Origin of the sequence: Azospirillum brasilense (assembly GCF_003349955.1) — a bacterium.
In the GTDB taxonomy this organism is placed as follows: Bacteria; Pseudomonadota; Alphaproteobacteria; order Azospirillales; family Azospirillaceae; genus Azospirillum; species Azospirillum brasilense_B.
In genome coordinates this window covers 19,592-32,774 of record NZ_QLKQ01000031.1, presented here as the reverse complement: position 1 = coordinate 32,774, position 13,183 = coordinate 19,592, and the positions used below count along the sequence as shown (strand labels likewise).

The window sequence follows — 13,183 nt, the reverse complement described above, 5'->3', positions numbered from 1 at the left end:
TCAGGTGACGGGCGTGTCGGGGAAGGCCAGCTCGTGGCGGGCGCGCCATTCCGGGCCGACATAGTTCACGATGATCGACTTGCGCACGCCGCGGATCGGGCGCGGGGCGAAGCCGTGCCACGTGTTCGGCGCGGGCACGAAGACCAGTCCCCCGTTGAAGGCGTAGGGCGCGCGGGTGACGACGGTGCGGGTGTCGTCCAGCACGTCGGTGCCCCAGTCGGCGCAGTCCGGTCCCTTGGAGAGATAGATCAGCATCGTGAACTTCTTGACGCCGATGTCGGTGTGCGGCTCCAGCCAGAAGCCGTCGGTGTCCTGGCAGTACTCGATGCGCAGCGAGGTGCCGGCCAGATCGACGCCGCAGGTGCGCCCGATCGCTTCCGTCACCGCCCGCCGCTGGAAGGCCGTGGCGACCGCGTCGCAGACGGGATGCTCGGCCCGGCTGCGGGCGCAGAAATAGCTGCGGGTGGCGTTGTTGGTGTCCCGCTTGCCCATGGTGTCGCCGACCGGCGGCGGCGCCCAGGGCAGGGCGGCGATGCCGTCCGCGGCCTCGTCGGTGAGAGCGCGCGACAACAGCCAGTGGCGATACGGGTCATCCTTGGTCGGGGCGTTGTCCAGGCAGCGGATGAAGGCGTCCTGGACCGCGTCAGGCGAAACCATGAGAAAAGATCCAATGCGTCCCAGCGGTAAAAGCGAAGTACCACAGGGCTGCACACGCGCTAAATGAAATAACGTTCATGAAGCGTTTGACAGAATTCCTCTCCCTGAACAGCGCAAGCATACGATGATGCGTCGCGGCATTACGGAGCGCTTGGTTCCGCAGATTTCAGGCGCCATGCTTGGCGCGGTGGGCCAGAAGACGATGGCGCAACTCTTCGGCGACTTGCCGGGTGTCGTCCAACGTTGGGTAGCTCCAGTGATCCAGGGCGCCGGTGAAGGGCCGGGTGATGCCTTCTTTGTAGAGTTCTTCGTGGAAGCTGCGGAACTTGGGCGAGCCGCCCTCCAGCTCGATCACGTAGACCGGCTTTCCGGTGGAGCAGGCCTCCGAGGTCATGGACACGCTGTCGCAGGTCACCACCACCGCGTCGGCCAGCCCGAGATAAGCGAAATAGGGGTTCTCGCCGGTGCCGTCCCACACCTCCGCCGGCAGGCCGTTCAGGCGGGCGCGCAGGATCGCCTCGTTGTCGGCGCCGGTGCGGCGCGACGGGGTGACCATCAGCCCGGCCCCCTTGCCGCGGGCCAGTTCCGACAGCTTCTCCGCGACGTCGCCCATGATGGTCGGGGTCAGGGCGTAGACGCCGTTGGTGCCGCCGATCAGAACGGCGACGCGCGGGTGCGGCAGGTCGGCGAGCCGGGGGGCGTGACGCTGCGCGGCCTCGGCCAGCAGCTTGGGCGTCACGCGGTGCAGGGCGCCACGGGTGGCCATGACATTGGGGCCGCGCAGCCGGTCGTGGCGGGGCACCACGACGAGGCCGAAATGGCGCGGGTTGATCTGGGGGTCCTGGATGTAGACGGTGAAGGTCCGCCCGCGCGACTGCGCGCTGGCGGCCAGCAGCGGCGCGATGGCCTGCCGTCCGGAACCGATCATCAGGTCGGGCCAGGGCGCGCGGATGGAATCGCCCTCCGGCCCGGCGGCGAAGCGGTTGCCCAGCCGCAGGAAGGGGCTGAGCTGGCGCCACGGGCTGCGCAGCCGCACACGCTTCACGACGGGGGCGAGGCCCAGCGCCTCGGCGAGGCCGATGCACTGGTTTTCCATGCCGGGCTTGCCGTCCGAGACGACCCAGCAGGTGAGGGAACCGGGAAGGGAGGACTGCATCGTCACACGAATGGTTTTGAGGGTGCGGCGGGTTGTCGCGCCCAGATGGGCGTCGGGGCCGGATGCATCGATAGAAAGTTTTTCCACCGACGCCGATACGGGTTTCTTGCTTGGCGTGGATGGCTGCGCCGTGTAATATCCTTTCTTCAAATCACCCCCGGAGCGACCGAGCAAACCATGCGGCGGGTCAAACTCGACCGAATTGACCGGCGGATTTTGCGCGACCTGCAAAATGACGGCCGGATGACCAACGTAGAACTCGCGAGGCGTGCCGGCATCTCTGCCCCTCCGTGTTTGCGGCGTGTCCGCGCCTTGGAAGAGGCGGGCTTCATCCGCGGCTACCACGCTGACATCAACCCCGACGCGCTCGGGTTCGGTGTCACCGTGTTCGCCCAGGTCGGCCTGTCCAGCCAAGCTGAAGTGGACCTAAAGAAATTCGAGGAACTCGTCAACTCCTGGCCCATGGTGCGTGAATGCAACATGCTGGCGGGCGAATATGATTTCCTGCTGAAGATCGTGGCGGAGGACTGGGACGACTACCAGCGCTTCCTGACGACGAAGCTGACGGCGGCGCCCAACGTGGCGCACGTCAAGTCGGCCCTGTCGATCCGCACGTCGAAGCACACGCCCGGTGTGCCGATCGATGTGGATTCGCCGGACATCCCCGACTCGCTGGAGGATGACGACGAGGAGGACGAGGACGAGTCCTCCACCCGTGTGGCGCGCCGCTGACGCGGCTCCACACCGACGCGAAGCCTTTTCCAGGACAGCCGGCACCGCACCCCGCGCATGGGATGTGGTGCCGGCTGTTCGCGTTTCGGGAGCGCGGCCCTCGTGCAATTTTGTGACGCCGAGCGTTTCCAAAAACGGATTCCTGCCCGTCTTCGCACGTGCGATGCTTTCACACGGCGAAGGTGCTAAACTTGCGCGCAACCGACTTCGCCGATTTTCCCCGTGATGATTTTGCCCGTGACCGGGAGACGATGATGGCCTCACCCCGCCGCCGTGCCCTTCCGCCGCGCCTGTTCCTGCCGACGCTGGCGCTTGCCGCCGCCTTGGCCCTGCCGCCTCTGCTCGGCTCCCCGCCGGCCGTTGCGGCCACGCCGGGCGTCCATGCGGAGGAGATCGTCCGCTTCCCCTCGCTCGACGCCGACCTGACCAGCGGCGCCCCGACAGCCCTGACCGGTCGCTTCCTGCGTCCCAAGGCCGACGGCCCTTATCCCACCGTCGTCCTGCTGCACGGCTGCAGCGGCCTCTACGCCAACACCGGGCGGGTGTCGGCCCGGCACATCGACTGGGCGCTGACGCTGCGCGAGCAGGGCTACGCGGTGCTGATGGTGGACAGCTTCGGCCCGCGCGGCGTGGCGGAGGTCTGCACGGTCAAGGACCGCCCCGTCCGGGCCACCGAGGAGCGCAAGCGCGACGCCTGGGCGGCGCTGGCCTATCTGCGCGCGCGCAGCGACGTGGACAGCGACCGGATCGCCCTGATGGGCTGGTCGCAGGGGGCGGGCACGGTGCTGGCCGCCTATGGGCCGGGCGGGCAGGGGAACGGCTTCCGCGCAGCCATCGCCTTCTACCCCGGTTGCCGGACGCCGCTGGGCGACGCCGATTGGCAGCCGGAGGGTCCGCTGCTGATGCTGCTGGGCGGCAAGGACGAGTGGACCCCGGCGGAGCGCTGCCTGGAACTGGCGAACCGCGAGCCGGTGAAGGAGCGCACCGAGGTGGTGGTCTACCCCGACGCCCATCACGGCTTCGACTCCCCCCATTCGCCGCTGCGCAAGCGCCGCAATCTGGCGACCGCCCCGGCGGGCGAGGCGACGGTCGGCACCGACGAGTCCGCCCGCAAGGACGCCATTGAGCGGGTCACCGCCTTCCTGGCGGAACGGCTGCGGGGGTAGAGCGGATCGCGTAAAATCGGGATCGGTTTGAGGCGTGAATCCGCTTGCTATCAAAAGGCTGGAGTTTCGTGTGTTTCTCAATTAAACGCACGAAACTCACGCTTGGTCGGCCTCATCAGGATCTGCACCCTATGCGCATCAGTCGTCGGAACTTTCTGGCCGGTGCGGCCTTTCCCGTTCTCGCGTCCTGCGCAAGTAACATCATAGAGCTTCGCGAGCGCCCCGTTTCCGCGCTTGCGGAGGAGTTGGACGTCTGCTCTGCAGTCTATGCCACGTTACAGTCCGGCATCCCTGCGGCCCCAGTGGCGCTTTCAGGATGCGGCGAGAACACCACGCGGGCCGACACCGTCTTTCAGGCGGCTTCGCTCACCAAACCCGTCGTCGCGTTTGCGGCGCTGCAACTGGTTCTCGACGGCCGGCTGGACCTCGATGCCCCGGCGTCTCACTACCTGCCCGCTGGGTACAAGCACTTTCACAGCGTGCTGGCCCGATCACCCGGCGACCCCCATGACGTCATGCTCGGAAATGCGCTCAGTCGAATTTCCGTGGCCCAACTGCTCAATCACACCTCCGGCCTTCCGAACTGGTCCAGTGAAACGCTCTCTTTCGAGTCCGAACCGGGTGAGCGTTGGGGGTATTCAGGCGAGGGCTTCGTCATTCTACAGGCTGTGATCGAGGCCATCACGAACACGGAACTCTCAGCCTATCTCGATGAGAACGTGTTCGGGCCGCTTGGCATGGCCAGCACCAGCCTGATCTGGCGCGACGCCTTCGCGGAGCGCGCGGTCGTCGGTACCACGGCCTTCGGCTTCAAGCGGCAAGTCCGGTTCAAAAGCGCCGTGGCCGCCGCATCGCTGTACACCACGGCGGCCGACTATGCGAGGTTCATGTCGGCGCTGCTGACCAATGATCGGCTCTTGTCACTGGTGCTCGCAAAGCCGGTGGAGGTAGACCGCAAGCTTGGACTCGCCTGGGGTCTCGGCTGGGGAATCGAACGCGCACCGGGCGGCCCTTACATCTGGCAATGGGGCAACAACCCTGGATTCCGTGCCTTTGCCATGGCCTCCGTCCTGTCCAAGGACGGATTCGTCATCCTGACGAACAGTGACCACGGCATGCCACTCGCCGCCTCCGTCGCGCGATCGGTCCTGCCTGCGGAGCACAACGCATTCCGGTTCTCCTGGGTTGCCTAGATGTTCAGCTCAAGGGATGAAAACGAAACGCCCCGCACCGGCTGTCGGTGCGGGGCGTTTCGTTTCGCGGTCGGTGGCGGGGCCGATCTTGCGAACCGGCCCCTGAAGCGTGAACCCGCGCTTACTTGAAGGCGACGGTGACGATCTCGTAGACCTTGGAGCCGCCGGGGGTGGAGACCTCCACGCTGTCGCCGACCGACTTGTTGATCAGCGCGCGGGCCAACGGCGCCTGGATCGACAGCATGCCGTTCTTGATGTCGCTCTCGTCCTGGCCGACGATCTGGTAGGTGATCTCCTCGTCGGTGTCCTCGTCCGCGAGCGTGACGGTGGCGCCGAACTTCACCGCACTGCCGGACAGCTTCGTCGGATCGATGACCTCGGCGCGGCTGATCTTGTCCTCCAGCTCCGCGACGCGGCCCTCGATGAAGCTCTGGCGTTCACGCGCGGCGGTGTATTCGGCGTTCTCCGACAAGTCCCCGTGCTCACGCGCCTCGGCGATCGCCTTGATGACGTTGGGCCGTTCGACAGTCTTGAGGTGCTTCAACTCCTCTTGCAGGCGGTTGTATCCCGCCGCAGTCATTGGAACTTTTTCCATCGTTCAATCCATCACCATGCCGACGCAGCGCCCTGGGAAAGCTACGGCGCGGCGGAGGAGGTCCGCCGCGCCGTAAACCGTCCTAATAGGAACCGCTAAGGTACGACTGCAACGGCGCGACTTCAAGGCTGCCGTTCCGGAGTGCGGCAATCGCTTCCACCGCCGCGCGTGCACCGGCCATGGTCGTGTAGTAAGGCAGGTTGTAGGTCAGCGCCGTGCGCCGCAGGCTGAAGCTGTCGGACAGGGCCTGCGCGCCGTCCGTGGTGTTGATCACCAGATGCACCTCGCCGTTGATCATCGCGTCGACGATGTGCGGCTGGCCTTCCACCACCTTGTTGATCGACTCCGCCGGGACGCCGGCCTGGCGCAGCGCCGCCGCGGTGCCGGTGGTCGCCAGGACGCGGAAGCCCATGGCGTGCAGCTTCTGCCCGATCTGCACGGCCGACGGCTTGTCGCGCTCCTTCACCGAGATGAAGACGGTGCCCTGGACCGGCAGGGTGACGCCGGCGCCGAGCTGCGACTTGGCGAAGGCCAGCGCGAAGTTGTGGTCGAGGCCCATCACCTCGCCCGTCGACTTCATCTCCGGGCCGAGCACGATGTCGACGCCGGGGAATCGAGCGAAGGGGAACACGGCCTCCTTCACGGCGGTGTGCGGCGGGGTCGGGCCGTTCAGCGTGAAGTCGGCCAGCTTTTCCCCGGCCATGACGCGGGCGGCGACCTTGGCGATGGCGGTGCCGGTGGCCTTGGCGACGAAGGGCACCGTGCGGCTGGCGCGCGGGTTGACCTCCAGGATGTAGACCGTGCCGTCCTTCACCGCGAACTGGACGTTCATCAGGCCGACGACGTGCAGGGCGCGGGCCAGCGCCTCGCCCTGACGGCCGATCTCGGCGATGGTCTCGGCGGGCAGCGAGTAGGGCGGCAGGGCGCAGGCCGAGTCGCCGGAATGGATGCCGGCCTCCTCGATGTGCTCCATGATGCCGGCGATGTAGACCTGGCCGGTGGCGTCGGCCACCACGTCCACATCCACCTCGATGGCGTCCTGCAGGTAGCTGTCGATCAGCACCGGGTTCTTGCCCGACACCTTCACGGCGGTGCCCATGTAGCGCTTGAGCCCGGCCATGTCGTGGACGATCTCCATGGCGCGGCCGCCCAGCACGTAGGACGGACGGATGACGACGGGGAAGCCGATCCGCGCGGCGACCGTCTCCGCCTCCTCCAGCGACCGGGCGAGGCCGTTGGCCGGCTGGAGCAGGTTGAGCTGGTGCAGCAGCTTCTGGAAGCGCTCACGGTCCTCGGCGAGGTCGATGGCGTCCGGCGAGGTGCCGAGGATCGGGATGCCGGCCTTCTCCAGAGCGTCGGCCAGCTTCAGCGGCGTCTGGCCGCCGAACTGCACGATGCAGCCGAGCACCGTGCCGTTGCGCTGCTCGACGCGGACCAGCTCGATCACGTCCTCGGCGGTCAGCGGCTCGAAATACAGGCGGTCGGCGGTGTCGTAGTCGGTGGACACCGTCTCCGGGTTGCAGTTGACCATGATGGTCTCGATGCCGGCCTCGCGCAGCGCGTAGACGGCGTGGACGCAGCAATAGTCGAACTCGATGCCCTGGCCGATGCGGTTCGGCCCGCCGCCCAGGATGACGACCTTCCGCTGAGCGGTCGGGTCCGATTCGCACTCGGCGGCACCCGTGCCGTCGGTCTCGTAGGTGGAGTACATGTAGGGCGTGCGCGAGGCGAACTCGGCGGCGCAGGTGTCGATGCGCTTGAAGACCGGCGTGACCCCGGCGGCGCGGCGGGCCTCGGCGACCTCGCCCTCGGACTTACCGGCCAGCTCGGCCAGACGGGCGTCGGAGAAGCCCATCTGCTTCAGCGCCTGCCAGCCGGCCTTGTCGGTCGGCAGGCCGCCGCTGCGGATCGCCTGCTCGCGGTCCACCAGCGCCTTGATCTGCTCCAGGAACCACGGGTCGTACTTGGAGACCTGCTGGACCTCGGCGACGGTGAAGCCGTGGCGGAAGGCCTGGGCGATGACCAGCAGGCGGTCCGGCGTCGGCCGGGCCAGGGCGCCGCGGATGGCCGAGGCGTCCGGCGTGTCGCTGTCGCCGATGCGCACCTCGTTGAAGCCGGTCAGGCCGGTCTCCATGGAGCGCAGCGCCTTCTGCACCGACTCCTGGAAGGTGCGGCCGATCGACATGGCCTCGCCCACCGACTTCATCGAGGTGGTCAGCAGCGGCTCGGTGCCGGCGAACTTCTCGAAGGTGAAGCGCGGCATCTTGGTGACGACGTAGTCGATCGTCGGCTCGAAGCTGGCCGGGGTGGTGCCGGTGATGTCGTTGGTCAGCTCGTCCAGCGTGTAGCCGATGGCCAGCTTCGCGGCGATCTTGGCGATCGGGAAGCCGGTGGCCTTCGAGGCCAGCGCGGAGGAGCGCGACACGCGCGGGTTCATCTCGATGACGATCAGGCGGCCGTTCGCCGGGTTCACCGCGAACTGGACGTTGGACCCGCCGGTCTCCACCCCGATCTCGCGCAGCACCGCGATCGAGGCGTTGCGCATGATCTGGTATTCCTTGTCCGTCAGCGTCAGCGACGGGGCGACGGTGATCGAATCGCCGGTGTGGACGCCCATCGGGTCGATGTTCTCGATGGCGCAGACGATGATGCAGTTGTCCGCCTTGTCGCGGACGACCTCCATCTCATACTCCTTCCAGCCCAGCACCGACTCCTCGATCAGCACCTCGCCGACCGGGCTGGCGCGCAGGCCGCCGCGCACGATGTCCTCGAACTCGGCGCGGTTGTAGGCGATGCCGCCGCCGGTGCCGGCCAGCGTGAAGCTGGGGCGGATGATCGCGGGCAGGCCGACGAACTCCAGCGCCTCGGTCGCCTCCTGCATGTTGCGCACGAGGCGCGAGCGCGGCGATTCCAGGCCCAGCTTGTCCATGGCGTCGCGGAACAGGATGCGGTCCTCGGCCTTGGCGATGACGTCGCGCTTGGCGCCGATCATCTCCACGCCCAGCCGTTCGAGGGTGCCGTCGTCGGACAGGGCCATGGCGGTGTTCAGCGCGGTCTGGCCGCCCATGGTCGGCAGCAGGGCGTCGGGGCGCTCCTTCTCCAGGATCTTCGCCACCACGGCCGGGGTGATCGGCTCGATGTAGGTGGCGTCGGCCAGACCCGGATCGGTCATGATGGTGGCCGGGTTGGAGTTGACCAGGATGACGCGGAAGCCTTCCTCGCGCAGCGCCTTGCACGCCTGGACGCCGGAGTAATCGAACTCGCAAGCCTGGCCGATGACGATCGGCCCCGCGCCGATGATGCAGATGGATTTGATATCAGTGCGCTTGGGCATGGGTCCGCTTCTCGACGTTCGTGCAGCAAAAGCCCCCTCGCGCCATTGGCCCCTTTCGGGGCGCGGGTGTGAGAGGGCACGGATCAATATGTCGTTGCGAGGCCCCTTTATAGGGAACAAGGCGGCGCGGGGGAAGGGGTGGGATGATGCGCGGGCCACATGTCTGAAACATCGCCAGCGGGCGGCGAGGCAAGGCTTGAACCCGCGCCGAAAGGGCGTCATCAATCGGGGTGCGCCGGAAACCCGGCGTGTTCCGAATTCGTCCAGCGGGAGAAGCCCGCACACCCGTCCTGACCGCCTCCGGAGTTCGCGTCCAACGATGACCCACGCTTTCGCCAAGGACAGCCGCGCCTGCGCCGCCTGCGTTTCGTGGGGGGGCGACCGCGCCCTGTCGGACGACAACACGCTCGTCCACGTCGACCGCTACAGCGCGGAAGGTGAGTGCCGGACGGCGACCAGCCAGGATTACCGGAAGGTCACGCGCTCCTACCACACCTGCCAGACCTGGGCGCCACTGCCGATGCTGAAGAAGCATGGCGGGCGGCCGGAGCGCCAGCCGGTCTTCGCCAGCCGCCCCGCCGCCGCGAAGCCGGTGCCGGAGGTCGTGGCGGCCGCAGCGCCGGTGCGCGCGGTTGCGGCCGTGGCGCCCGCCGTTCCGCCGCCGCCGCCCGCGCCGCCGGTTTGCCGGTCGGAGCCGCTCGACCTCGACCAGCTTCCGCAGATCGCCAGCCTGCTTTACGTCCACTGGCGGCGCGTCCTGCGCGGACGCCCGATGCCGGAGGCGCGCGACATCGACACCGCGCAGATCCGCGAATGCGTGCCGCGCCTGTGTCTGATGGAGCCGCTGAACGGCGGCGAGGATTTCCTCTACCGCGCCTGCGGGCGGGCGGTGCAGCGGCGGATCGGGCAGCGCGTGGTGCCGCGTCCGGTCCGCGACTGCCATCCCGCCGAAGCGGCGGAACGCTTCAACGCCGACCTGCGCGCCTGCCTGGAGACGGGGGAGCCGCGCGGCCTACTGGTGCGCGACGATCCGATGCTGCCGGGCGCGCGCTTCGTCGAACTGCTGCTGCCGCTGTCCGACGAGGACGGCCGCCCGGCCCGCGTGCTGGCCTTCCGGCACGTGCCGGGGGGCTGACGGAGGCCGCGGTGCCCTGGAGCGCCCAGCCCCCACCTGCGGGACTGTACCCCAAGAGGCCGGAGCCGGTCAGTGCCGTCGACATAGCAGGTGTCTGATTGGCTCCTCTATAGGAGCCCGGGGCAGGTAAGCTGCAGGCCGGTAATTGCGAGGGCAGGGCGACCTGTTTCAGCCGCAAAAAAGAAGTTCGCTAGAGGGTCCTGTTGGCGGCGCTGTTTTCGGCTGTGGCTGCAACACGTCTTTAGTCCTGGCCTGGATGAGCGCCGTCTAAGCATCTTTGCGTCGCATCTTTGCGTTGTCGCATGCCTGCTCGCGCCAAGCGGTGATTATCGCGAACTTTTTCCCTTTTCTGTCCGGAGGTGCGGCGAATTTACGCCTTCCGGTTTTGGTGCTGCCATGTTATGGAGCTCGCGTGGTGAGGATAATGGATTTTTTAACAAATCCCCTCTATTGAAAGGGAGTTCTTATGGCATATCGTCCTGATGAAGATTTGAGCTTTCTTGAAGCTGTTGATTCGAAGGATTTGGATGATCTTGTTTATTGTCTTACTCACGATCGTGACGGAATTGCTCGAATTACCGAAGAGCTGACGACGGCTTCAGAATATAAGGAGCACTATCCCGATCATAAAAAGTATTGGGAACTCATTGCTGCGGAGATTCAATGTTTTGGCGCGAACACCCTTGCGACCATGCTTCGTGGCGGTAAAGGTGTTCTGTATAAGGAAGTGTTAATGGATATCTGCGATAAAATGAAAGTTAATTACAATAAAAACTCTAGCGTAGAGATCATTGAATCCAATCTCTTGATGAAGATTTTATCGGATGCTATTGAAAAAATGAAGCCAGACGAGTTGAAGGAGCTGGCTATTTCTGCGGGCATAAAAAATACCAACAATATTACTCCGCAGGCAATGATCGGTGCTTTTCAAGCTATCTTTCGGGCTGGTGGGTTTACGTCTTATAAGCTGACGGTTATCGTCGTTAATGCTGTGCTGAAGGCGCTGATTGGGCGTGGGCTTAGCTTTGCGGGCGGCGCGGCTCTCACGCGAACCATGGCCATTCTGACTGGTCCTATCGGATGGACCATCACTGGACTGTGGACAGCCATTGATATTGCCAGCCCTGCGTATCGTGTTACGATACCGGCGGTTATTCAAGTTGCCGCTCTTCGCCAGAAGCAGTTATACGCAGGGGAACCCGAAACACTTGCTTTTAGCTAGGGAGGCCCGCGACATCGACACAGCGCAGTTCCGCGAGTTCGTATCCCGTCCGGTCGGCGACTGCCATCCCGCCGAAGCGGCGGAACGCTTCAACGCCGACCTGCGCACCTGCCCGGAGACAGGGGAGCCGCGAGGCCTTCTGGTGCGCGACGACCCGATGCTGCCGGGGGCGCGCTTCGTCGAACTGCTGCTGCCGCTGTCCGACGAGGACGGCCGCCCGGCCCGCGTGCTGGCCTTCCGGCACGTGCCGGGGGGCTGACGGGAGGTCGCGGTGCCCTGGAGCGTGCAGCCCCCGCCGGAGCCCCCACCGGAGCCTCCGATGCCCGCCCCCGGCGGGGCCAAGCCGGCCGGGGGCGCCGACATGGTGGGGGTCTGGCCGTCCGCCGTCTGGATCGTCGTCGGCACGCTCTTCTATCTGGAACACCCGCAGAGCTTCGCCGGCTGGAAGGGCGCGCTCTATTACGTGGTCGGCACCGCCGTCGTGGCGCTGGTGATCGGGCTGGTCAGCCTGAACCTGCGGCGCGCGGTCGCCGGCATGCTCGCCGAGGTGTTTCCGCGCCGCGACCGCGTCTCCGACCTTGTGGGCCTGATGCTGCGGCTGATGCTGGCCACCGCGGAGGGCATGCTGGTGGCTCTGTTCGCCCGCTGGACGCTCGGCGCACTGGGGTAGGGCGCGCGGGGGCAGGGTGACCCTTCGCTAACCAATCGGCGCTACACTGGGCGTCCCGGGACCGCTCGTTCCGGGGAGGGAGCGTCATGCAGAACCTGTCCGCCTACTGGTCACCGGCCGAGTTGGCCGCCAACGGCATCATCCTGCTGCATCTGGTCGGGGCGCTGGGGCTCGGCATTCTGATGGGCTACGAGCGCTCCTTCCACGGACGGGCGGCGGGGATGCGGACCTACGCGCTGGTCTGCCTCGCCGCGACGGCGCTGACCGTCGTCAACGCCTATCCCGGCCTGTGGTACGGCGGCATCGGCGGCGGCACCGGCGGGGGCGGCGACCCGACGCGGGTCGTCCAGGGCATCGTGACCGGCATCGGCTTCCTCGGCGCCGGGGTTATCATGCGGGAGGGCTTTTCCATCCGCGGCCTGTCCACCGCGGCGTCGATCTGGACGGCGGCGGCGATCGGGGTGACCGTCGGGCTGGGCTTCTATGCCGCGGCCATCGGCGCGGCCTTTTTGGTCATCCTGGTGATGAGCGGCTTCCGCAAGCTGGAGGCGGCGCTGCCTCACCACACGGTGGTCCAGGTGATGCTGGTCTTCGAACGCGACCAGGCGCCTCCGGCGGAGGTGCTGCGCGTCAAGGCGCTGGAGCATGGCTATGAGATCGTGTCCTGGGCCTTCCACCTGCGCAACGGCAGCGGCCATCTGGAGTATCAGCTCACGCTCCAGGCCAACGGCACGCCGGACCCGATGGAGCTGATCGACAAGCTCGCCCGCACCAGCCCGGTGGTGGAGTTCCGCCTGTCGCCGTCGCGCATGTGACGCGACGAGGCTTCTTACTTGTCCAACAGAAAATAGGCGAAGTCGATGCTGGGCGCGGCCAGCCCGAACTGCGTCAGCAGGGTGTGCGCCTGACCGCGGTGGTGGGTCTGGTGGTTGAAGACATGGGCCAGCACCGCGGAAAAGGGCATGGTGAAGGCCTGCCCGCCCAGCGAGTGGTAGTGGAGGTCCGTGGCGAAGCGCGCCTCTTCCTGCTCCGCCACGACGCGGATGAGGCGCTCGTCCTCCGCTTCGCGGGCGGCGCGCAGTTCGTCGAAGCCGTCATAAAGGATCTCGTCGAGGGCGAAGGGCGTCGGCCCGTCCCCCGCGATGCGGCGCAGCCAAACCCGGTCGGCCACCAGGATGTGGTTCAGCGTGCCCCGCACCGAGCGGAAGAAGGCGCTGCGGTCCTTGCGGTACTGGGCATCCGACAGCTCGGCCGCCACCGCGTAGAGGCGGCGGTTGGCCCAGCGGTTGTAGCGCGCGAACCGTTCGAAATGCGCCTTCATCG

The 13,183-nt window shown here is 66.6% G+C and carries 13 protein-coding genes; 8 read left to right on the top strand and 5 right to left on the bottom strand.

Annotated elements, in window-relative coordinates; translation table 11 throughout:
* Together DXK32_RS15300 and DXK32_RS15295 are read right to left on the bottom strand one after the other, a co-directional pair.
* Complete coding sequence (locus tag DXK32_RS15300) at positions 1 to 657, bottom strand: 2OG-Fe(II) oxygenase (protein WP_114859293.1); 657 nt, start codon at positions 655 to 657, stop codon at positions 1 to 3.
* A 166-nt stretch (positions 658 to 823) separates the two neighbouring features.
* Positions 824 to 1,813, bottom strand: a complete 990-nt coding sequence (locus tag DXK32_RS15295; RefSeq protein WP_114859292.1) for a mitochondrial fission ELM1 family protein — start codon at positions 1,811 to 1,813, stop codon at positions 824 to 826.
* Positions 1,814 to 1,990: 177 nt separating this feature from the next.
* Between DXK32_RS15295 and DXK32_RS15290 the strand changes: the two genes are divergently transcribed.
* The 3 genes from DXK32_RS15290 (at position 1,991) to DXK32_RS15280 (ending at position 4,904) form a co-directional block, all read left to right on the top strand.
* Positions 1,991 to 2,545 carry an Lrp/AsnC family transcriptional regulator gene (locus DXK32_RS15290; RefSeq protein WP_109072413.1) on the top strand — a complete coding sequence of 185 codons (555 nt, stop codon included), beginning with the start codon at positions 1,991 to 1,993 and terminating at the stop codon, positions 2,543 to 2,545.
* Between the two features lie 251 nt (positions 2,546 to 2,796).
* Complete coding sequence (locus DXK32_RS15285) at positions 2,797 to 3,711, top strand: dienelactone hydrolase family protein (RefSeq protein WP_247877172.1); 915 nt, start codon at positions 2,797 to 2,799, stop codon at positions 3,709 to 3,711.
* A 131-nt stretch (positions 3,712 to 3,842) separates the two neighbouring features.
* Positions 3,843 to 4,904, top strand: a complete 1,062-nt coding sequence (locus DXK32_RS15280) for a serine hydrolase domain-containing protein (protein WP_114859291.1) — start codon at positions 3,843 to 3,845, stop codon at positions 4,902 to 4,904.
* Between the two features lie 121 nt (positions 4,905 to 5,025).
* On the opposite strand, the gene greA is transcribed toward DXK32_RS15280, so the two are convergent.
* Both greA and carB read right to left on the bottom strand, forming a co-directional pair.
* Positions 5,026 to 5,499, bottom strand: a complete 474-nt coding sequence (gene greA / locus DXK32_RS15275) for a transcription elongation factor GreA (protein WP_081862970.1) — start codon at positions 5,497 to 5,499, stop codon at positions 5,026 to 5,028.
* An 82-nt stretch (positions 5,500 to 5,581) separates the two neighbouring features.
* Positions 5,582 to 8,833, bottom strand: coding sequence for a carbamoyl-phosphate synthase large subunit (gene carB / locus DXK32_RS15270; RefSeq protein ID WP_114859290.1), 3,252 nt, complete (start codon positions 8,831 to 8,833; stop codon positions 5,582 to 5,584).
* Positions 8,834 to 9,152: 319 nt separating this feature from the next.
* Here carB and DXK32_RS15265 point away from each other — a divergent pair, with 319 nt between their 5' ends.
* From DXK32_RS15265 to DXK32_RS15245, 5 genes are all read left to right on the top strand, one after another.
* Entirely contained in the window at positions 9,153 to 9,968 is an 816-nt protein-coding gene (locus tag DXK32_RS15265) for a hypothetical protein (protein ID WP_114859289.1), read from the top strand.
* A gap of 466 nt (positions 9,969 to 10,434) precedes the next feature.
* Positions 10,435 to 11,190 carry a DUF3944 domain-containing protein gene (locus tag DXK32_RS15260; RefSeq protein ID WP_114859288.1) on the top strand — a complete coding sequence of 252 codons (756 nt, stop codon included), beginning with the start codon at positions 10,435 to 10,437 and terminating at the stop codon, positions 11,188 to 11,190.
* The gene (locus DXK32_RS15255) at positions 11,177 to 11,449 is read left to right on the top strand and encodes a hypothetical protein (protein ID WP_247877171.1); all 273 of its coding nucleotides are present in this window, start codon (positions 11,177 to 11,179) and stop codon (positions 11,447 to 11,449) included. Before DXK32_RS15260 ends, DXK32_RS15255 begins: the two co-directional genes overlap by 14 nt.
* A 60-nt stretch (positions 11,450 to 11,509) precedes the next feature.
* Positions 11,510 to 11,860, top strand: a complete 351-nt coding sequence (locus DXK32_RS15250) for a hypothetical protein (RefSeq protein WP_114859287.1) — start codon at positions 11,510 to 11,512, stop codon at positions 11,858 to 11,860.
* 86 nt (positions 11,861 to 11,946) lie between these two features.
* Entirely contained in the window at positions 11,947 to 12,675 is a 729-nt protein-coding gene (locus DXK32_RS15245) for an MgtC/SapB family protein (RefSeq protein ID WP_114859286.1), read from the top strand.
* Between the two features lie 14 nt (positions 12,676 to 12,689).
* On the opposite strand, the gene DXK32_RS15240 is transcribed toward DXK32_RS15245, so the two are convergent.
* Positions 12,690 to 13,181, bottom strand: a complete 492-nt coding sequence (locus tag DXK32_RS15240; protein WP_114859285.1) for a DinB family protein — start codon at positions 13,179 to 13,181, stop codon at positions 12,690 to 12,692.
* Positions 13,182 to 13,183 lie beyond the last annotated feature (2 nt).

What these genes read in the sequence shown, in the direction of transcription:
- DXK32_RS15300 (WP_114859293.1), bottom strand. Translation starts at nt 657, where the DNA reads ATGGTTTCGCCTGACGCGGTCCAGGACGCCTTCATCCGCTGCCTGGAC.
- DXK32_RS15295 (WP_114859292.1), bottom strand. Translation starts at nt 1,813, where the DNA reads ATGCAGTCCTCCCTTCCCGGTTCCCTCACCTGCTGGGTCGTCTCGGAC.
- DXK32_RS15290 (WP_109072413.1), top strand. Translation starts at nt 1,991, where the DNA reads ATGCGGCGGGTCAAACTCGACCGAATTGACCGGCGGATTTTGCGCGAC.
- DXK32_RS15285 (WP_247877172.1), top strand. Translation starts at nt 2,797, where the DNA reads ATGATGGCCTCACCCCGCCGCCGTGCCCTTCCGCCGCGCCTGTTCCTG.
- DXK32_RS15280 (WP_114859291.1), top strand. Translation starts at nt 3,843, where the DNA reads ATGCGCATCAGTCGTCGGAACTTTCTGGCCGGTGCGGCCTTTCCCGTT.
- greA (WP_081862970.1), bottom strand. Translation starts at nt 5,499, where the DNA reads ATGGAAAAAGTTCCAATGACTGCGGCGGGATACAACCGCCTGCAAGAG.
- carB (WP_114859290.1), bottom strand. Translation starts at nt 8,833, where the DNA reads ATGCCCAAGCGCACTGATATCAAATCCATCTGCATCATCGGCGCGGGG.
- DXK32_RS15265 (WP_114859289.1), top strand. Translation starts at nt 9,153, where the DNA reads ATGACCCACGCTTTCGCCAAGGACAGCCGCGCCTGCGCCGCCTGCGTT.
- DXK32_RS15260 (WP_114859288.1), top strand. Translation starts at nt 10,435, where the DNA reads ATGGCATATCGTCCTGATGAAGATTTGAGCTTTCTTGAAGCTGTTGAT.
- DXK32_RS15250 (WP_114859287.1), top strand. Translation starts at nt 11,510, where the DNA reads ATGCCCGCCCCCGGCGGGGCCAAGCCGGCCGGGGGCGCCGACATGGTG.
- DXK32_RS15245 (WP_114859286.1), top strand. Translation starts at nt 11,947, where the DNA reads ATGCAGAACCTGTCCGCCTACTGGTCACCGGCCGAGTTGGCCGCCAAC.
- DXK32_RS15240 (WP_114859285.1), bottom strand. Translation starts at nt 13,181, where the DNA reads ATGAAGGCGCATTTCGAACGGTTCGCGCGCTACAACCGCTGGGCCAAC.